General features: G+C 58.5%; 24 protein-coding genes and 1 pseudogene. All 25 read left to right on the plus strand.

Annotated features, from left to right (window positions below; genetic code table 11):
- The first annotated feature begins 152 nt into the window (after window positions 1–152).
- The 25 genes and pseudogenes from KVQ82_RS09305 to KVQ82_RS09425 all read left to right on the plus strand — a co-directional run bounded on the left by KVQ82_RS09305 (window position 153) and on the right by KVQ82_RS09425 (window position 16,731).
- Window positions 153–620: a hypothetical protein gene (locus KVQ82_RS09305; protein ID WP_123587062.1), complete on the plus strand. Its 468-nt coding sequence runs from the start codon at window positions 153–155 to the stop codon at window positions 618–620.
- An 84-nt stretch (window positions 621–704) separates the two neighbouring features.
- On the plus strand, window positions 705–1,484 hold the full coding sequence (locus tag KVQ82_RS31525; protein WP_260688064.1) for a DUF1983 domain-containing protein: 780 nt from the start codon (window positions 705–707) through the stop codon (window positions 1,482–1,484).
- A 38-nt stretch (window positions 1,485–1,522) separates the two neighbouring features.
- Window positions 1,523–1,897 (plus strand): putative holin, encoded by a 375-nt coding sequence (locus KVQ82_RS09315; RefSeq protein ID WP_222018681.1) that lies wholly within the window; start codon window positions 1,523–1,525, stop codon window positions 1,895–1,897.
- On the plus strand, window positions 1,890–2,174 hold the full coding sequence (locus KVQ82_RS09320; protein ID WP_127648863.1) for a phage holin family protein: 285 nt from the start codon (window positions 1,890–1,892) through the stop codon (window positions 2,172–2,174). The genes KVQ82_RS09315 and KVQ82_RS09320 overlap by 8 nt, the downstream gene beginning before the upstream one ends.
- A 94-nt stretch (window positions 2,175–2,268) precedes the next feature.
- Window positions 2,269–2,490: a hypothetical protein gene (locus KVQ82_RS09325; protein ID WP_260688065.1), complete on the plus strand. Its 222-nt coding sequence runs from the start codon at window positions 2,269–2,271 to the stop codon at window positions 2,488–2,490.
- A 160-nt stretch (window positions 2,491–2,650) separates the two neighbouring features.
- Window positions 2,651–2,851, plus strand: a complete 201-nt coding sequence (locus tag KVQ82_RS09330) for a hypothetical protein (protein ID WP_222018682.1) — start codon at window positions 2,651–2,653, stop codon at window positions 2,849–2,851.
- Entirely contained in the window at window positions 2,848–3,042 is a 195-nt protein-coding gene (locus KVQ82_RS09335; RefSeq protein ID WP_222018683.1) for a hypothetical protein, read from the plus strand. Before KVQ82_RS09330 ends, KVQ82_RS09335 begins: the two co-directional genes overlap by 4 nt.
- A 226-nt stretch (window positions 3,043–3,268) precedes the next feature.
- Window positions 3,269–3,535: pseudogene (locus tag KVQ82_RS09340) on the plus strand (HNH endonuclease); the annotation flags it as partial.
- Window positions 3,536–3,704: 169 nt separating this feature from the next.
- Window positions 3,705–4,127, plus strand: a complete 423-nt coding sequence (locus KVQ82_RS09345) for a hypothetical protein (RefSeq protein ID WP_222018685.1) — start codon at window positions 3,705–3,707, stop codon at window positions 4,125–4,127.
- A 27-nt stretch (window positions 4,128–4,154) separates the two neighbouring features.
- The gene (locus tag KVQ82_RS09350) at window positions 4,155–5,912 is read left to right on the plus strand and encodes a terminase large subunit (protein ID WP_222018686.1); all 1,758 of its coding nucleotides are present in this window, start codon (window positions 4,155–4,157) and stop codon (window positions 5,910–5,912) included.
- 8 nt (window positions 5,913–5,920) lie between these two features.
- Window positions 5,921–6,085: a hypothetical protein gene (locus KVQ82_RS09355; RefSeq protein ID WP_222018687.1), complete on the plus strand. Its 165-nt coding sequence runs from the start codon at window positions 5,921–5,923 to the stop codon at window positions 6,083–6,085.
- Entirely contained in the window at window positions 6,078–7,415 is a 1,338-nt protein-coding gene (locus KVQ82_RS09360; protein WP_222018688.1) for a phage portal protein, read from the plus strand. The genes KVQ82_RS09355 and KVQ82_RS09360 overlap by 8 nt, the downstream gene beginning before the upstream one ends.
- Window positions 7,412–8,113 carry an HK97 family phage prohead protease gene (locus tag KVQ82_RS09365; RefSeq protein ID WP_222018689.1) on the plus strand — a complete coding sequence of 234 codons (702 nt, stop codon included), beginning with the start codon at window positions 7,412–7,414 and terminating at the stop codon, window positions 8,111–8,113. The genes KVQ82_RS09360 and KVQ82_RS09365 overlap by 4 nt, the downstream gene beginning before the upstream one ends.
- 9 nt (window positions 8,114–8,122) lie before the next feature.
- Window positions 8,123–9,376 carry a phage major capsid protein gene (locus KVQ82_RS09370; RefSeq protein WP_222018690.1) on the plus strand — a complete coding sequence of 418 codons (1,254 nt, stop codon included), beginning with the start codon at window positions 8,123–8,125 and terminating at the stop codon, window positions 9,374–9,376.
- Window positions 9,377–9,430: 54 nt separating this feature from the next.
- A complete protein-coding gene (locus KVQ82_RS09375; RefSeq protein WP_222018691.1) occupies window positions 9,431–9,664 on the plus strand; it encodes a hypothetical protein in 234 nt (77 codons plus the stop codon).
- 2 nt (window positions 9,665–9,666) lie between these two features.
- Window positions 9,667–10,125: a head-tail connector protein gene (locus tag KVQ82_RS09380; RefSeq protein WP_222018692.1), complete on the plus strand. Its 459-nt coding sequence runs from the start codon at window positions 9,667–9,669 to the stop codon at window positions 10,123–10,125.
- The gene (locus tag KVQ82_RS09385) at window positions 10,125–10,463 is read left to right on the plus strand and encodes a phage head closure protein (protein WP_222018693.1); all 339 of its coding nucleotides are present in this window, start codon (window positions 10,125–10,127) and stop codon (window positions 10,461–10,463) included. Before KVQ82_RS09380 ends, KVQ82_RS09385 begins: the two co-directional genes overlap by 1 nt.
- Window positions 10,456–10,899 carry an HK97-gp10 family putative phage morphogenesis protein gene (locus tag KVQ82_RS09390; RefSeq protein ID WP_222018694.1) on the plus strand — a complete coding sequence of 148 codons (444 nt, stop codon included), beginning with the start codon at window positions 10,456–10,458 and terminating at the stop codon, window positions 10,897–10,899. The genes KVQ82_RS09385 and KVQ82_RS09390 overlap by 8 nt, the downstream gene beginning before the upstream one ends.
- Window positions 10,899–11,264: a DUF3168 domain-containing protein gene (locus KVQ82_RS09395; RefSeq protein ID WP_222018695.1), complete on the plus strand. Its 366-nt coding sequence runs from the start codon at window positions 10,899–10,901 to the stop codon at window positions 11,262–11,264. Before KVQ82_RS09390 ends, KVQ82_RS09395 begins: the two co-directional genes overlap by 1 nt.
- Window positions 11,265–11,349: 85 nt before the next feature.
- Window positions 11,350–12,078: a phage tail tube protein gene (locus tag KVQ82_RS09400; RefSeq protein WP_260688066.1), complete on the plus strand. Its 729-nt coding sequence runs from the start codon at window positions 11,350–11,352 to the stop codon at window positions 12,076–12,078.
- Window positions 12,079–12,087: 9 nt separating this feature from the next.
- Window positions 12,088–12,528, plus strand: a complete 441-nt coding sequence (locus tag KVQ82_RS09405) for a phage tail assembly chaperone family protein, TAC (protein WP_222018696.1) — start codon at window positions 12,088–12,090, stop codon at window positions 12,526–12,528.
- A gap of 14 nt (window positions 12,529–12,542) precedes the next feature.
- Window positions 12,543–12,755, plus strand: a complete 213-nt coding sequence (locus tag KVQ82_RS09410) for a hypothetical protein (protein WP_233101275.1) — start codon at window positions 12,543–12,545, stop codon at window positions 12,753–12,755.
- Between the two features lie 42 nt (window positions 12,756–12,797).
- Complete coding sequence (locus KVQ82_RS09415; protein ID WP_222018697.1) at window positions 12,798–15,644, plus strand: phage tail tape measure protein; 2,847 nt, start codon at window positions 12,798–12,800, stop codon at window positions 15,642–15,644.
- Entirely contained in the window at window positions 15,634–15,972 is a 339-nt protein-coding gene (locus KVQ82_RS09420) for a phage tail protein (protein ID WP_222018698.1), read from the plus strand. The genes KVQ82_RS09415 and KVQ82_RS09420 overlap by 11 nt, the downstream gene beginning before the upstream one ends.
- 9 nt (window positions 15,973–15,981) lie before the next feature.
- Window positions 15,982–16,731: a phage minor tail protein L gene (locus KVQ82_RS09425; RefSeq protein WP_222018699.1), complete on the plus strand. Its 750-nt coding sequence runs from the start codon at window positions 15,982–15,984 to the stop codon at window positions 16,729–16,731.

The following is a 16,731-nucleotide window of genomic DNA, read 5'->3' on the forward strand; positions in this document are numbered from 1 at the left end:
TTGCACTCGCGGAATAGCCCTGTTTTCATGGCACCGTGTTCAGCTTTTCAAGCGCGACACAACAGACAAAGCCCGGCCATTGCGTCGGGCTTTTTATTGGAATGGTTTTTTCATTATGGCACTCTGCTACTCCGACTAATGGAGTGTCTGGAATGTCTAAGTTTCTAGAAGTGGCGAACACCTTTAAGCAAGCTCTCGAAGCTGATGCTGAGAAGCTCAAAGATTTGCGAGATGTCGCCTCGGAGCTGCGGAAGAATTTTGCGGAGTACTTGGGAGTGCCGACCGGGGATCCGATAATGATCAATGGTTCTAAGGCGCCTCACGTAGCCATTGGGCAGCTTGATGATAATGGGTACTTCAGAGGGGTTCCAAATAAGGAGTTCCCACGAGCATCCGATGACCGCATTCAATTCGACATTCGCTTTACCTACGACCCCGAACCAAAAACGCAGACTCAGGGCGCAATCAACTATCACCTGCAGCTTGAGAGAGCCGCCCAGGGTTACAAGGTTTGGCTTAACGACTTCGAAGAGTTCGCGATTACCCGCGAGGACATGACCCATTTGTTCGACGCCATGTATCAAAACGCTTTGGAGAAGGCGGGTAAAGCCGTTCATTAAACCCCATTCAGCGGCTTGCTATAGCTGCTGAAATACCCTCAAGCCTCGGCATTCGCCGGGGCTTTTTTGTTTCTGGAGCATTCGATGCAAAGCCACGACTATGTGCCGGGTGTCTCCGGCTGGAAGCTCAACAAGCAAACCGGCGAGTTCGAAATCAACTCCTGTACCTTTGGCAGCGCGAGCAAAACGCCCGAGCGTCAGATGGTGTCGGTAGAGGTCGCCAGCTACAGCAAGTACGACCTGCCCAAGAATGCCGCCAACCTGGTTCAGTTCATGGAGGCCGAGCTGCAGAAGGTGCCGGATGAATATCGACACGCTGCAGAGTTTGAGGAATTCGATGCGAGCTACGGCGATGGCTCGTTCAGCTCGCGACTATTCCTCAGCTACTCGCGACTCGAAACCGAGGAGGAGTTGGCCGATCGCCTCGAAAAGGCGAAGAACGCCGGCACTCAGATCAAATACGAAGGCGGAGTCACTTCCGTTTTCCATAACGGAATTCTTCGGTACCGGCTTGGCAACCTCGCCGCGGCAGAGCCTGAGCATGGCACCGCTGATCAGCCTGCAAAACCTTTCATCGTTGTCGATGGTACGACCTACCTGAACGAGGCGTTCATCAAGGACGGTGTGGTAGACGGCAAGGCCTCAACGATGTGGTCGGTGAAGATGCAGGTTACCGCCGGCGGGCAATACGTCGCGGCCGGTATCGGCCTCGGTTTTCCATCGCAGTTCCTGGTCAGCGCTGACCGCTTCGCCATCAAGGAGACGCCCCGGTTCGAGCAGGCACTGGATCGCCGCCTTGCATCGATTGATCAGCGCCTGGCCAACATCGAGTCGAATCGCTTCCGTAGGCCGAACGCCAACTGATCCCAGGACGGGACAACAATCAAATCAGGAGCAAACCAATGGCCGAACCGAGTGCCGGCGTACTGGCGGCGACGGCTGTTGTGGGCATGACCACTGCAAGCCTGATCCCCGGAGTGGATGTAAATGCGGTGGTGGGCAGCTTTGCCGGCGCCATGTTCTTCGTGGTGTTCGCCCGAGACCTGACCCCGCTGTCGAGGCTTGGATATTTCATCGCCTCATGGGTTGCCGGTTACTACGTGGCCAGCGAGATCATCGGCCGTGAGTGGGCCAAGACATCAGGACTTGTCGCCTTCTTCGGCGCCCTGTTCTGCGTGGCCGTTTGCATCAGCCTGCTGGAGTGGGTGAGCGGCGGCAAAATGCCCGGTTGGCTGCAATGGTTCGCCGATCGTATCGGAGGACGTCCCAATGGTTGATCCATGGACTTTGATTGCAGGCGCGCTCTGTGGCGCGATCTGCCTGCGCATTGCCGTCTACCGCCGTGAGGGTGCCAGGTATCGCGCCGGCGTTTCATGGCTGGCGTACCTGCTGGCCGTCGGCACTGGTTGCGAGTCGCTGCAGATCACCCTGGCAACGCTGACGGCCAAGCCTGCGCCCGCGGTGTCGCCATTCTTGCTGATGGTGCTGGTTGTCCTGCTGGTGTTGGTCTACCGCGCCAGGGGCAACGTGGCTCGCATCCTTCGGATGGACTGAGCCGCGACACGTTTTCACACAACTCAAATTGTGTCGCGACACGCGACGAGGAATCGCCATGGGTCACACATTCGAGTGCGCCAGGTGCGGACGAATGAAGACTGAGGGCGTTCCGTACTATGGCAGCGGCCTGATGTGCGAAGCCTGCCGTCGATCACTGATCCCGCCGCCGACAACAGAGCAGCGCGGGCTTCCGCCACCGCCGCCGCTTCGAAACCCTAACGCATCGGTGACGCCGAGCCTGGGTTCGCTGTGGATCGTTGTGGTGTTCGTCGCCGGCATCGCTGTCGGCGCCAAAATGGCAGGAGGCTGGTGATGGCTAAGGTCACGGTGATGCTGGTCACGAAGGTCTGCTGGTGGGTTACTCCGCTTCTCTACTGCTACGCAGCAGGCCTCTATTGTCGGGGACGAAATGAGGCATCGCATCGGTTCATAGAGTGGGTTGCTGATCACGGCATCAAAACGGAGATCATCCGATGAAGATCACTATCGACGGCATGGATGGCCGCGTCGTTATCGTCCTCTCGCTCAAGGGCAAGGACGTGCATCGAGAGTGCTTCGAGGGCAAGACCACGTCGCCCTACACCAGAACCATTGCCTTCGATGGTGAATGGGACGCTCACCGCGCTGCCATTGCTATCGGGCGCTTGGACTTCACATATGAGGTATCCCCATGAAGTTGGTACTGAAGCGCATCGTGCGAGAGAGCGATATCCCCGGAGGATTCGCATTGCATACTGAGGACGGTGCCGCTCTGCCGTGCCAGGTCAGCACCAGCATGACCAGCACAGGGCTGCAACCCGTTCAACTAACCGTGGTGTTCACCGTCAACGGTCGCGATCTGGTCGTCGAGGGCGATCCGGTATGAGCTGCGCGGGATGCGCTGCCCGCCGAGCGCGAGCAGCCAAGTGGCTGATGGTTGCAGCTGAGCGTGTCCGCCTCTTGACCGAGCGCGCGACAACGACATCCCAACCCAGCCAGCCCGCCAAGAGCGAGCCACCAACCGAGTAGAGCGCATGCCAGTCCGGCCGCAACGACACAAGCCAGCGGCACCCGTCACGCCCAAGTATTCGACTCCCGAGCGGCAACGAGGCAACAGCAACGCCCGTGGCTACACCTACCGCTGGCAGCAGGCGAGCAAGGGCTACTTGGCCAAGCATCCGCTATGCGTCCACTGTCAGCAGGAAGGGAGAGTGGGCGCCGCGACCGAGGTTGACCACGTCGTCCCGCACAGAGGCGACATGGTTCTGTTCTGGGATCGGACCAACTGGCAAGGGCTCTGCCGCCCGCACCACAGCAGGAAGACAGCCACAGAGGACGGTGGTTTCGGCAACGCGAGAGGCGCTGCGGGCAGGCGTTGAGGCACGCCAACCGCGAGCTTCGGATGGCTTGAGGCACGTCAACTCCCCGTTGTGGCACGTCACAGCCCCAAGGGGTGGGTCAGAAGTCTGGACCTTTTTGCTTCCCGACCGCGCCCGAAGGATTTTTTCGCGCCGTCAAAATTAGGATTTGAAAATATAAGGGTGACAAATGACCAGAGGACGGAAGCCGACGGCCCCGCACCTCAAGGTTCTGGCCGGTACTGATCGTCCGGATCGCGAGGAGAAAGACGCGCCGGAATTTGATCTCATCGAAGATTTTCCCGACCCGCCCCAGCACCTCAATGCAGACGGTGCAGAAATGTGGAGGAGTCTCGGTCGGCAGCTTGTGAGCGCCAAGGTTCTACAGGTTGTTGATCTGTATTCACTCGAGCAGCTTTGCCACGCATGGCAGTGCTTTCGGAAAAAAGCCAAGGCCGACATGGAGGCAACCGCGGCCGAGACAACAGCATTGAAAGCTCTTTTTTCTGAGTTCGGCATGACCCCGGCGAGTCGCCGGAAGGTTTCTTCGGGAGGATCCGAATCAAAGGGCAACGTCTTCGCCGGTAACGGCAGAAAGCGAGCAGCCAAATAACTGAATCACCTGGGAATTGGGGTAGGAATGCGTGATTTCGTAAAAATCGCGACCGACTACGCCAAGGCTGCGGTTGCAGATAAGAAGCGCAAAAAGCACGGAAAGCTGATTCGTCAGGCCGCGCAGCGCTTTCTGGATGACCTGAAGCGGGCCAAAAAGAAGGATTGCCCCTTCCTTTTTGACCCTTGGCACGCCAATGACCCCTGCGACTTCATCGAAAAACTGCACCACGTAGAGGGCAAATGGGAAAAGCCGACGATCGTCATGCATCCGTCGCACATTTTCTTCGTGGTACAGCTGTTCGGCTTTCGCAAGCGCGAAGCGGTATACACCGAAGGGTGGGGCGATGATGGGAAATTTCATCCTCGCCGATTCACCTCGGCGCTGTTCGCGGTAGCGCGGAAGAATGCGAAAAGCACTCTGTCTTCAGCAATTCTTCTGTACTGCGAGTGCTGCGAGCCGGAGGAGGGCGCCCAGATCGTCAGCGCGGCTACAACGTTCGGACAGGCTGCGATCATCTTCAATGCTGCCAAACGCATGGTCGAAAAAAACGCTGACCTGCGTGAGTACTTCGGTCTTGAGGTTTGGGCAAAGTCGATCAGTCGCGCTGAAACAGGCGCGAGTTTCAAACCGATTCACGCCAAAGCGTCCACTCAGGACGGCCTGAACCCGTCGCATACGGGGCTCGATGAAATTCATGCACACAAGACTGCCGACTTGCTCAACGTCCTGCAGTCTGCCGCCGGCGCCAGGGGTAACCCGCTGTGGTTATTCACCACCACCGAGGGGTACACGAATCCGGGACCGTGGGCAGAAATCCGGATGTTCGCAAAAAAGTTGCTGTCTGGATTGTTTGGCACCACAGCCGATCACTACCTAGTGGTGTTCTACGCCGTCGACGACGAGGACAAGACCCTCGGTATCAAGGCCGATGACGAGTTCGACGAGAACTGCTGGATCAAAGCCAACCCGTTGATGGATGTGAACCCACATCTCATGGCGGCGATTCGCAAGGAGGCGGTCGAGGCGAAGCAAATGCCATCAAAGATGGCTGAGTTTCGCATCAAGCGGCTGAACCGCCCGGCATCGACGGCGGATGGCTGGGTTGATCTCAACAAGTGGCAGAAATGTGGTGGTGAAGTCGATCTTGAATGGTTGCGTGACTATCCATGCTGGGGTGGGCTTGACCTGGCTTCGACTACCGACATTACGTCGTTTCGATTGGTGTGGAACGTCGATGGCGTTCTGTATACCTACGGGTGGCGCTGGGCACCGGAGAGCGCAGTTTCGTTTAGAACTGAGCGCGGGACGGTTCCCTACGGATCGTGGGTAGAGTCTGGACTGCTCAAGCAAACCGAGGGGGACGTTACCGACTATGCGGTGATCGAGGCCGATATCAAGGCAGTGTACGAGCGCTTCGATATCAAGCAGATCGCCTATGACAGTTGGAACGCAAGGGATCTTGTTAACCGACTGGTAGCGTCCGATATCCCGATGATTGAATTCATCCAAGGCCCAAAGTCGTATCACCCTGCCATGCAGGCGCTGGAGCTTGCATATGTCTCGGGCAAGTTCTGCCATGGCGGCGACATGCTGCTCAATTGGTGCGCCTCAAACCTCATCGTCAAGTACGACGACAACATGAACATGGGGCCAAACAAGAAGCGCTCTGCGGACAAAATCGACGATATGTGCGCGCTTCTGATGGCTGTGGGGATATCTGGTGCCCAGGCTGAAAGCCAGGACATCAGCGATTTTTTCTCAAACCCAATCATCATTGGATAAAACGAATCATGGACAACGGCCTGATCCTCTTCATCGTGGTGGCCATGGCCGCGCTTTGCTCTCTTGTAGGTGGAGTTTTCGTGCTCACCGGTCTTGGCTGGGCGCTGATTGCGGCCGGAGTGTCGTTCCTGGCTGCAGCTGGATTCATCCGCAAGGGGCTGACCAGTGAGTAAACCCATCAAGTCTGTACTTCGGCAGGCGCTCATCAAATCAGCGGAGCCGGGGATTGTTAAAAGCTCGCTTTCCAGCTGGGTCGGGCGCCGCATCGGCCTGGGTGACTCATCTTTCTGGAACAGCTACTACGGCACAGATTCGGCATCTGGAAAAACCGTCAGCCAACAGACAGCGCTCCAGTTGTCCACGGTTTGGGCCTGTGTTCGGTTGATCGCCGAGACACTGGCAACTCTGCCGATCGCCTTGTATGAGGACAAAAACGGTGTGCCAGTTGTGGCCAGCTCGCACCCAGTACACCGAGTCATCAGCATTCAGCCCAATGCAGACCAGACTCCCGTGGAGTTTTGGGAGTGTGTGGTGGCAAGCCTGCTGCTGTCTGGTAACAGTTTCAACGAGCCGCACCGCGTACGGGGTGAGCTGTCATCGTTGGAGTTTTTGCTCCCTCAGTCGGTAAGCCCGCCGCGCAGGACCAGTAGTGGTGCGATCGAGTACCGATTCATCGACAGCGACGGCAGGCCTCACACCCTGCTCGATGACGAGATGATGCATACACGGGGTTTTGGTACCGATCCGATGTGTGGGTTGAGCCCTCTTTCTATGGGGCGAAACGTTTTCGGTGCAGCGATGGCGGCAGACGAGTCGGCAAGCAAGATGTTCGCGAACGGCATGAAGCTTGGCGGCGTGCTTTCTACCGATCAGATCCTCAACAAGGAGCAGCGCAACGACATCCGCGAGGATATGGCGGCGAAATTCGCTGGCGCAGTGAACACCGGCAAAACCATGGTTCTTGAAGCGGGCATGAAGTATCAGCAGGTGTCGATGACGCCTGAGGACGCCCAAATGCTGCAGACGCGTGCATTCAACGTTGAGGAGATCTGCCGCTGGTTCAGGGTTCCGCCTTGGATGGTTGGACACACCTCGAATAGCACGAGTTGGGGGACCGGGATGGAACAGCAAATGCTCGGTTTTCTGAGTTTCACATTGCTGCCCTGGATGAAGCGCATAGAGCAAAGCATCAATCGGCGCCTCTTGCGACCTGACGAGCGCCGGCGGTTCTACGCAAAGTTCAACCCAGAAGGGCTGTTGCGTGCGGACAGCGCAGCTCGGGCTGCTTTTTACAGCTCCATGACCCAAAACGGGATTTATACCCGCGACGATTGCCGCATCAAGGAAAATCTGGCGCCGCATGGTGGGAACGCCGCGAAGCTCACTGTGCAATCCAACATGCTTCCGATCGACAAACTTGGAGAAGGGGGCGGTGATGCGCAAAAAGCACGATCGGCGCTTATGGACTGGCTCAACGAAAAATCAGAGGGGAATGCGGAATGAACCGTAAAGACCAATGCCAGGCGGTGAAATACCGCTCATTCGATTACGACGTAAAGGCTGTCAGCGATGACGGCCTTTTTTCTGGCTACGGTTCCGTGTTCGGCGTCATCGACAGCTACAACGAAATCGTCGCGCCGGGCGCGTTTCTCGACTCCATCGCGGAACTCAAAGCCAAATCCAGATCTTTGCCCGTGCTCTGGCAGCACCGGACCGGTGAGCCGATCGGCGACTGGGCGATGGAGTCCTTGAAGGAAGACGATCGCGGGCTGTTTGGAGATGGTTCTCTGTGGATGGCCGAAGCGCCATATGCCCGGATCGCCTATCGAGGGATGAAGACCCGGTCGATTACCGGGCTCTCCATTGGCTACTACGTGCGCGAGTCGTCGTTCGACGAGAAGACCCGCATTCGCACGCTGACGAAACTCGATCTGGTCGAAATTTCCATTGTCACCGTCCCGGCCAACGACGAAGCCCGTACCGATGTCATCAAGTCGAAGCTGGCCCACGGCGGCCTGCCTTCATTACAAGAATTTGAGCTGCTCCTGCGTGAGGCAGGCTTCTCGAAAACACAGTCTGCGGTGATTGCCAATCGCGGACTGCAGCACCTGCTCCGGAGTGAGTCCGAGGGCGACCTGGCAGCCATTGAAATCGTCGAGGCGCTGAAATCGCGCCCGGCACTGGTTCTCCCTTCTTTTTGAGGATTCACCATGCATAACGCCATGAGCAATGACGCACGCTCCGAACATCGCCAACTTCAACGCAAAGAGCACGCTGACGATAAAGTCCAGCTCAAAGCGGTGAATGATCTGCTCGACCAGCGCGACAAGGAAATCAAGGCCTTCGCCGAAAAGGCAAGTCAGGAAATCAAGGAACACGGCACCATTCTCGCAGATACCAAAACCGTCCTCGACGGTCTGGTCAAGGATGGCCTGGGCCTGCAGGATCGCCTGAACGATATCGAGCAGAAGATGGCTCGCAGGTTCTCGGCCAACGACCCCATCGACGGAAAATCGGTAGGTGAGCAGCTTTCTGATTCCGAAGATTACAAGTCACTGACTACGAAAGGTCGCGGCATCGCCCGACTGAACCTGAAGGCTGTGACCAATATCACCAGTGCTACCACTGGCACTGGCGGCGTTGGCGTTGGCATTCAGCCGACTCGCGTTCCAGGGATCATCACTGACCCAGAGCGTCAGTTCACCATTCGCGACCTGATCATGCCCGGCCGCACCGGATCGAACGCAGTTGAGTTCGTGCAGGAAACCGGTTTCCAGAACATGGCCGCGCCGCAGGCTGGTGAAGGCGCCGCGAAAGCGCAGTCCGACCTGTCGTTCGGCCTGGTCACCACCACGGTTAAGACCATCGCTCACTGGTTCCGGGCGTCGAAGCAGGTTCTGTCGGATATTCCGCTGCTTCAGAGCTACATCAACGGCCGCGCGATTTACGGCCTGAAATACAAGGAAGAAGAGCAGATTCTGGCGGGCGATGGCACTGGTCAGAACCTTCTGGGCCTGATCCCGCAAGCAACCGACTTCAACAACGCTCTGCGCAAGGCGGGCGACACCAAGATCGACACCCTGCGCCGCGCCATTCTGCAGGTCCGTGTCGCCGAATATCGCGCTTCGGCTATTGCGCTCAACCCGGTTGACTGGGCCGATATTGAACTGACCAAGGACAGTACCGGTTCGTACATCTGGGTCAACGTTCAAGAAGGCGGCGTTCAGCGTCTGTGGAAGCTGCCGGTCGTGGACAGCAACGCGGTGCCTGAAGGTGAATTCCTGGTCGGCGCAATGAACATCGCTGCCCAGGTCTTTGACCGTGAGGACGCTGCTGTCGAAGTCTCCACTGAGGACGGCGACAACTTCCGTACCAACATGGTCACGATCCGCGCCGAAGAGCGGCTGGCACTGGCGGTATACCGTCCAGAATCCTTCGTACACGGTGAGTTCGAAGCCCCGTAATCAGCAAGTTTCACCACAATGGAGCACGCCCGGGTTAACCGGGCGTGTCTGGTTATGAGCGGGATCGAAGTAAAAACGCTGAAGAGCTTCAAGGCCGATGATGGCTACGTGAAGAAAAACTCCACCATCACGGTAGACGAGTTCCGGGCCAAAGAGCTTCTGCGAAACGGACTGATCGAGGACTACGAAGTGAAAAGCGCTCCGGTACCTGAGAATAAAAAGGCCCCCGATCCAGATAACAAGGTTGCCGGCAAACCAAAGCCGGGAGCCCAAGCAAAGGCGAAGTAGCTATGAGCGTGATTCCCATCGAGCGCGCTATGCATCATCTGCTGGCTGAGCCAGAAGACCAGGATCTTGTTCAGTCGCAGCTCGATGGCGCAGAAACTGCCGCTGCCAGTTACCTACAGCGGCGTTTCTATGCCGATCAAGCAGCGCTGGCAGAGGCTGTCGCGTCTGTTCCTGGTGATCGTAGCGCCGCCCGAGCAATTCATGCGGCTTCGATTGAGGCTGCATCTGACATCGAGGATCTCTGCGACAGGGAATCAGCCGTTTCAGACGCGGATTTTGTGCTTCAGGAAGCACTTGATTCGTGCACGGCCGCCGCGCGCGGCATGGTGATCAATGAGGCTATCGCCGCCGCTTGCCTGCTAAAGCTTGGGGATCTATTTGCGAATCGCGAAGACTCACCAGAGCTTCCGATCGCCGCCAAAAACTTGCTGACGCCTTACCGCATCAGGATGGGTGTTTGATGAAAGCTGGTCGTCTGCGGCATCGGATTGAGTTTCAAGAAAAGTCCCTTGTGCAAGACCCAAATAACGGCGAAATGATTCCAGGCTGGCGCCCAGTTCGTCAAAGGGTGCCGGCAGACTTCGAACCGTTGAGTTCCAAGGATTTGTTCGCCGCGCAGGCAGCGCAGTCCCAGGCCACGGTCAGGTTCGTGATTCGCCATTGGGCTGGGCTGCTGCCAACTATGCGGATCGTACATCGCGGGAAGGTGTACAGCATCGAGGGCGAGCCTCTACCTGATCGGAAATCGGGTTTGGAGTACCTCACGATCCTGACCAAGACGGGGGTGAACGATGGGTGACATCGTCAGGTTTAACCTCAAGGGCGCCGACGAGTTGTCCGCCAGATTCAAGGGCCTGACCGAAGAAATGCGCCGCAAGGTGGTTTTGCCGGCGGCCAAGGACGCCATGGATATCGTTCTGCTCGACGCGAAGGACCGCGCGGCGCGGATCGACGATCCCGAAACCGCCAATTTCATCCCGGCCAACCTGGCCATGGTCGAACGCAAGGCGCTGGGCGAAGAGCTCGGCGCCGTGATCATTTCTGTGGGCGTGCGTATGCGCAAACGCGGACAGAAGGGCGGCAACACGTTCTATTGGTGGTGGGTGGAATTGGGTACCGAGAAGAACCGGGCGAAACCCTTTCTCCGGCCGGCCTTGGCCAACAACCGCGAGGCACTGTTCAAGGAGTTCCTGAGCTCGGCCAAGTACCAACTGATCAAGCTGGGGGTGAACTGATGACAGCGCCCATTTTCACGGTGTGCGCCGGGGCGCCGGCGGTCACTGCGCTGCTCGGCATCAACCCGACCCGGCTTTATCCGCACGGCGAAGCACCGGAGGGCACTCAGCGACCCTATGCGGTCTGGCAGGTCGTCAGCGGCTCGCCGATCAACTACATCAACGGCGTTCCGGATACGGATCGGTATGGCCTGCAGGTGGACGTATACGCTGAGACGGCATCATCCGCTGAGGCAGTAGTGAAAGCGCTGCGCGGCGCGATCGCCAAGCGTGCATACGTCACCGGCTTCGGCGTGGATGCCCGTGACAAGGACACGCACAATTACAGAAAAGGTTTCGACGTCGCCTGGCTTGTGAGCCAGTAGATCGCACCAGAAAGAACGACCCGCTCCGGCGGGTTTTTTTATGCCCGTCAAACAGTGATTTCACAGGAAATCGGGGAGTACCAAATTGACCATTAACACCCAAGGCACGGAGCTTTTCGCGCTGGATCCTGCCAACAACACCGTCATCGACGTCGGTTGCTTCACCTCGCTTGACGGGATCGACACCGCAATCGCCCAGATGGACGTGACCTGCACCAAATCCAAGGCGCGCGAATACGAAGCTGGCTTGGCGGAGCCGGGTTCCGCGTCTTTCGGCCTGAACATCGATCCTAAAAATCCTGCGCATTTGCGGCTTCACCAGTTGAAAAAAGCGGGCACCAAACTCAAGTGGGTCGTGGGTTGGTCGGACGGTTACAACTTCGACACCGAAACCGGTATTCAGCCTTTGGTGGGTGCAGAAGGCTCGCTGGCCGGCATCGTGCTGAACTCGGCAGGTACGGGCTACACCACTGCTCCAACGGTTGCCATCACCGGTGGCGGCGGTACCGGTGCGACTGCAACGGCGCAGATTGCCGACGGCAAAGTCACCGGTTTCACCATCACCAACCCGGGCGCCGGTTACACCACCGTGCCTACTGTTGCGCTCACCGGCGGCTCGGGCACTGGCGCATCGGCTCGCGCCCTGGTCAACGACAGCGTCGATTTCGATCTCCCGAATACCCGCACCTGGCTCACCTTCGAGGGCTACATGAACGCGTTCCCGTTCACGTTCGCGCTCGGCGATGTCGTGAAATCCAACGTCGGTATTCAGGTATCGGGCGAGATCGAGCTGATCGCCAAAACCTCTGTGTAAGGAATCTCCATGGATCTGAGTATCGCAGCGCTGGCAGCCGCCGGCGCATTCGCCGCGCCGTCGGTGAAGAAGGAAATCCAATGGCACTCGGGCGGTGTCCTTCAGAAGGCCACCGTCTACGTGGCTCATGAATCGTACATCTCTGTCACCGAGCGCTGGGAGGCGCAGGACCGCGGCGTGGATATCACCGCGCAGCGCATTGCGTCTTGCATCGTCGACAAAGATGGCAAGCCAGTCTTCACCGTTGCTGACGTTGTCGGCGGGCCTGAGACCGGGCATGGCCCGCTGTGTGCTGAGCTGGCGATCGTGCTGCTCTCGGCGATTGGCGAGGTCAACCAGGTGAAAGAGGGCGCCTTAGAAAAAAAATCGATCCCGAGGAAGAGTTCTGGCACGAGCTCGTCCTCGCGGGGATCGGCGGCCGCACGATTGCGGAAGCCAAACAAAACCTGACCTATGTCGAGGCGATGAACTGGATGCGATACGCCCGTAAGGCCGGTTCGCTGAATCTGGGCATCCGCCTCGAACATGGTTTCGCAATGCTGGCGACGCTGCTCAACAACGTGCACGGCGGGAAGGCGACGTTTGATGACTTCCTTCCTGATCGGGGCCAAAAGCCGGAGCCAAAAGAGGCGACGCCGCAGGATCTGTTGGCACTGCTGCAGTCGGTCAAGAGGTGATTTATGGCGGTTGATTCGCTGGGCCAACTAACGGTCGATCTGGTGGCCAACACCGGCGGCTTTGAAAAGGGGATGGACCGTGCCCAACGTGCGCTGAAGTCGGCCACCAAGGAAGCGGCCTATCAGGCTGGCCAGCTCGACAAGTTGGTCGGCCAGATTGACCCGGTGATCGGGGCCTACGGTCGCCTCGACAAAATGGAAGAGCAGCTGCGCAAGCACCGTGCGGCTGGTCGGCTGGATAATGCCGACTTCACGATGTACCTCAACAAGCTGAAGGAGCAGCGCGACGCAGTAGAGAAGGTCGACCGGCTCATGGCCAAGAACGGCCAGACCGCCAAGCAGTACGCTGCCAACCTCCGCGGCGTACCTGCGCAGTTCACCGATATCGCCGTGTCTTTGCAGGCCGGGCAGAATCCGATGACGGTGTTCCTGCAGCAGGGTGGTCAGCTCAAGGATATGTTCGGCGGTGTTGGCCCGGCTGCCAAGGCACTGGGCGGGTACGTGCTGGGGCTGGTGAATCCGTTCACCGTCGCGGCGGCAGCTGCTGCGGTACTGGCGCTGGCGTACAAGCAGGGTTCCGACGAAGCCACCGCATTCACCACCTCGCTGGCGATGACTGGGAACACTGCCGGTACCACGGCCAGCAGCTTGGCAACCATGGCCCGCCAGGTGTCTAGCACTGGCGGTACCGTCGGCAAAGCATCTGAGGTGCTGGCTCAGCTCGCGGCCACCACCAAGATCCCGGTGGCGGCGTTTGAGTCAATTTCAGAGGCGGCGATCAAGTTCGAATCGGCGACCGGAGTTGCGGCCAGCAAAACGGTTGAGAACTTCGAAAAAATCGCCAAGGATCCCGCTGGCGAAATTCTGAAACTCAACGAGTCGATGAATTTTCTGACGGCCACCACCTACGAACACATCCGGTCGTTGCAGGAGCAGGGTAAAACTCAGGAAGCGGCGACTGCGGCCACTGCGGCGTATGAGGACGGTTTGAACCGTACCTCAACGTCCATCAAGCAAAACCTCGGCATCCTCGAGGCCAGTTGGGGCGCGGTGAAGAGCGCCGCCAAGGGTGCTTGGGATGCAGCGCTGAACGTCGGGCGTGAGGAAACGCTTGATCAGCAGATCGCCAAACTGGATGAACAACTCAATGCGATCGCCGACAGTGCGGCCCTGCGAAGCAAGCGCAATCCGCGAGGCAAACCGGCCGACCCGTTCAGCAATCTGACGCCTGATGACAGCTTTCGCACGGAAGCGCTTGAGCGTGAGAAAACCGAAAAACTGGTGCTCAAGGCTGAGCAGGATCGGCGCGCAGCATCGAAGGGGTACCAGCAGCAGCAACAGCAGCAGGCGCTGGAGGACCAGGTGCGGCTGGACAAGCTGCGCAAGGAGACCGAAAGCAACTCGGTAAAGCGTGAGCGCGAGCTGGCGGATTACCGTCTGTTGGTAGAGCGCCGGGTCACTCAGGCCAAGGCCAAAGGCGACAACTCCCTGCTGATCTCCGCTGAGCAGCAGGCGAAAGACATCGCCGCGATCAACGACAAATACAAGGATCCGAAGGCCGCCAAGACGCCGAAGTATCAGGAAGACGCTGGTATCAAGGCGCTCGACCAGGCGAAGCAGCAATATGCGGTTCTTCAGCAGCAAAGCGCTCTGATCGGCGACCAGTCGGCCGCAAGCCAGACGCTTGGCGCCAGTGCGAAAAAGCTGGTCGAGTGGGAGCAGCAACTCGCCGATATCAAAGGCAAGAAGACTCTCACCGCCGAACAGCAGTCGCTGCTGGCCAACCAGGAACTGATCACTGCCCAGCTCAAGCGCAATGCTGCGCTCGAAACCGAGAACACACTTCGTGAAAAGGGGCTGGAAACCCGCCGCAAGCTCGCGGCGTTCGATGAGAATCTGAAAAGCCAGCTTTCCAGCGCGCAGCAGGGCCTGGACAACAACCTGGCCGGCATCGGCTTGGGCGATGAGCAGCGCAAGCGCCTGCAGGAGCAGCGCAATATTCAGCAGTCCTACCAGTCGCAGATGGACAAGCTGACCTCGGACTACAACAAGAGCAACAAGGACCAGTTCAGCACTGAGCTGTACGACAAGGAAACGCAGTCGCTCAAATCGGCGCTCGACCAGCGTCTGTCGATGCAGACGAAGTACTACGAGGACGAAGACGCTGCACGCAGTGACTGGCAGCTGGGCGCCTCAGCCGCGTTCGACAATTACCTCAACCAGGCCCGGGATGTTGCTGGTCAGGCGAGGTCGGCATTCACGTCGCTGTACGACGGATTGACCGATGCCGCCGTAGATTGGGCGTTTGGTGCTGATAAAACCTTCGGCGATGTCGCAACCAGTTTCGCCAAGATGGTGGCCAAGATGGCCTTACAGTCAGCTGCTTCCAACGTCTTCACCAGTATTGCCGGCAGCGCTGCTGGAGCTGCCATTAGTGGTGCTTTTGGCGGTGGTGGCGCGCCGGCGTCGATGGGCAGTACCGCCGCCGGTTATACCGCGCAATATGGTTTTGATGATGGCGGCTACACCGGCCCCGGCGGCAAGTACGAGCCTGCCGGCATCGTGCATGGCGGCGAGGTCGTGATCCGCAAAGAGGTGGTCGATCAGCCTGGAATGAAGGACTACCTCGTTCGGCTGAACAAGCGGGGTTATGCGGACGGTGGTTATGTTGGGTTGTCTGGCGGGGCATCTGCCGCGCCGGCAGCCACCGGTCAAGTCGTTATCAATCAGTCGTTTCAGGTCGAGAGTGCTGGCGGTGGAGCGTCGCAGCAGGATTCTCAGGCCCTTGGCCAAGCCTATGCGGATGTCGCGCGGCGTGGTGCCCAGCAGGAAATCGCCAAGGAAACCCAACCCGGCGGACAAATCTGGAGGCTTGTGAATGGCCGTTGAAACTTTTGACTGGTGCCCAATGATCGAGTCCACCAGCACGCCGGAATACCGCAATCGATCATCCAAATTCGGCAATGGATACGAACAGGTGGTGGGGGATGGCCCGAATAATCGGGTCGACTCCTGGCCGCTGACGTTTGTCGTTCGGGAGGCTATCGCGCTGGACATCAAGGCGTTTCTTGATCGTCACGCCGGGCACAAGTCGTTTTTCTGGACGCCGCCGCTGGGGGAGCTTTCCTTCTATCGCGGAACTGCGCCGTCGATCACGCCGAAAGGCGCTGGCTGGTACACCCTGACCACCACCTTCACCCAATCCTTTCTTCCATAAGGGGCAATCATGCCGCTGATCAGTGATATCCAGGTGCTTGAGCCTGGCAGCGAAGTGCTGCTCTTTGAATTGGACGGCACGGACTACGGTGCGGATATTCTTCGCTTCCACGGGCATTCGATTCCATATACGCCGGCCGAGTTGATCGCCGCCGGCGCCAATGCCGATCAGCTGCCCGCGAAGGCCATCTATTGGCAGGGGAACGAGTACGGCGCCTGGCCGATGCAGATCGACGGCATCGAGGCGAATGGCGACGGAACTGCCGTCCGGCCCACGTTATCGGTGGGCAACGTCAATGGGCGCATCACGGCGCTGTGCCTTGCGTTCGAGGATCTGCTCGAGTTCAAGCTGACCATGCGCCACACGCTGGGTACCTACCTCGATGCGGCGAACTTCCCGGACGGCAATCCGAAGGCAGATCCGACCCAAGAGACGATCGAAGTCTGGTACATCGACCAGAAAACGAACGAGGACGGGGAAAACGTCAGTTGGGAGCTAGCCAGCCCGGGCGACGTCGGAAACGAGTCGATTGGGCGGCAGGCCACGACGCTTTGCCACTGGTGCCTCACCGGAGGTTATCGCGGGCCGAACTGCGGCTACACCGGCCCTTACTTCACCAAAGACGGCGTCATCACCGACAATCCGGAACTCGACCAATGCGACGCCACGCTGGGCAAGGGCTGCATCCCGCGCTTCGGCGAGGGAAACCCGCTGCCATTTGGTGGCTTCCCAGCCGTATCCCTGATCGCACGGAGCTGA

Source organism: Pseudomonas sp. AO-1 (assembly GCF_019775695.1).
GTDB classification, from domain to species: Bacteria; Pseudomonadota; Gammaproteobacteria; order Pseudomonadales; family Pseudomonadaceae; genus Aquipseudomonas; species Aquipseudomonas parakoreensis.

Bases quoted from the DNA above. Each gene is read 5' to 3' on its own strand.
- KVQ82_RS09305 (WP_123587062.1), top strand. From the start codon at position 153: ATGTCTAAGTTTCTAGAAGTGGCGAACACCTTTAAGCAAGCTCTCGAA.
- KVQ82_RS31525 (WP_260688064.1), top strand. From the start codon at position 705: ATGCAAAGCCACGACTATGTGCCGGGTGTCTCCGGCTGGAAGCTCAAC.
- KVQ82_RS09315 (WP_222018681.1), top strand. From the start codon at position 1,523: ATGGCCGAACCGAGTGCCGGCGTACTGGCGGCGACGGCTGTTGTGGGC.
- KVQ82_RS09320 (WP_127648863.1), top strand. From the start codon at position 1,890: ATGGTTGATCCATGGACTTTGATTGCAGGCGCGCTCTGTGGCGCGATC.
- KVQ82_RS09325 (WP_260688065.1), top strand. From the start codon at position 2,269: ATGAAGACTGAGGGCGTTCCGTACTATGGCAGCGGCCTGATGTGCGAA.
- KVQ82_RS09330 (WP_222018682.1), top strand. From the start codon at position 2,651: ATGAAGATCACTATCGACGGCATGGATGGCCGCGTCGTTATCGTCCTC.
- KVQ82_RS09335 (WP_222018683.1), top strand. From the start codon at position 2,848: ATGAAGTTGGTACTGAAGCGCATCGTGCGAGAGAGCGATATCCCCGGA.
- KVQ82_RS09345 (WP_222018685.1), top strand. From the start codon at position 3,705: ATGACCAGAGGACGGAAGCCGACGGCCCCGCACCTCAAGGTTCTGGCC.
- KVQ82_RS09350 (WP_222018686.1), top strand. From the start codon at position 4,155: ATGCGTGATTTCGTAAAAATCGCGACCGACTACGCCAAGGCTGCGGTT.
- KVQ82_RS09355 (WP_222018687.1), top strand. From the start codon at position 5,921: ATGGACAACGGCCTGATCCTCTTCATCGTGGTGGCCATGGCCGCGCTT.
- KVQ82_RS09365 (WP_222018689.1), top strand. From the start codon at position 7,412: ATGAACCGTAAAGACCAATGCCAGGCGGTGAAATACCGCTCATTCGAT.
- KVQ82_RS09370 (WP_222018690.1), top strand. From the start codon at position 8,123: ATGCATAACGCCATGAGCAATGACGCACGCTCCGAACATCGCCAACTT.
- KVQ82_RS09375 (WP_222018691.1), top strand. From the start codon at position 9,431: ATGAGCGGGATCGAAGTAAAAACGCTGAAGAGCTTCAAGGCCGATGAT.
- KVQ82_RS09380 (WP_222018692.1), top strand. From the start codon at position 9,667: ATGAGCGTGATTCCCATCGAGCGCGCTATGCATCATCTGCTGGCTGAG.
- KVQ82_RS09385 (WP_222018693.1), top strand. From the start codon at position 10,125: ATGAAAGCTGGTCGTCTGCGGCATCGGATTGAGTTTCAAGAAAAGTCC.
- KVQ82_RS09390 (WP_222018694.1), top strand. From the start codon at position 10,456: ATGGGTGACATCGTCAGGTTTAACCTCAAGGGCGCCGACGAGTTGTCC.
- KVQ82_RS09395 (WP_222018695.1), top strand. From the start codon at position 10,899: ATGACAGCGCCCATTTTCACGGTGTGCGCCGGGGCGCCGGCGGTCACT.
- KVQ82_RS09405 (WP_222018696.1), top strand. From the start codon at position 12,088: ATGGATCTGAGTATCGCAGCGCTGGCAGCCGCCGGCGCATTCGCCGCG.
- KVQ82_RS09410 (WP_233101275.1), top strand. From the start codon at position 12,543: ATGAACTGGATGCGATACGCCCGTAAGGCCGGTTCGCTGAATCTGGGC.
- KVQ82_RS09420 (WP_222018698.1), top strand. From the start codon at position 15,634: ATGGCCGTTGAAACTTTTGACTGGTGCCCAATGATCGAGTCCACCAGC.
- KVQ82_RS09425 (WP_222018699.1), top strand. From the start codon at position 15,982: ATGCCGCTGATCAGTGATATCCAGGTGCTTGAGCCTGGCAGCGAAGTG.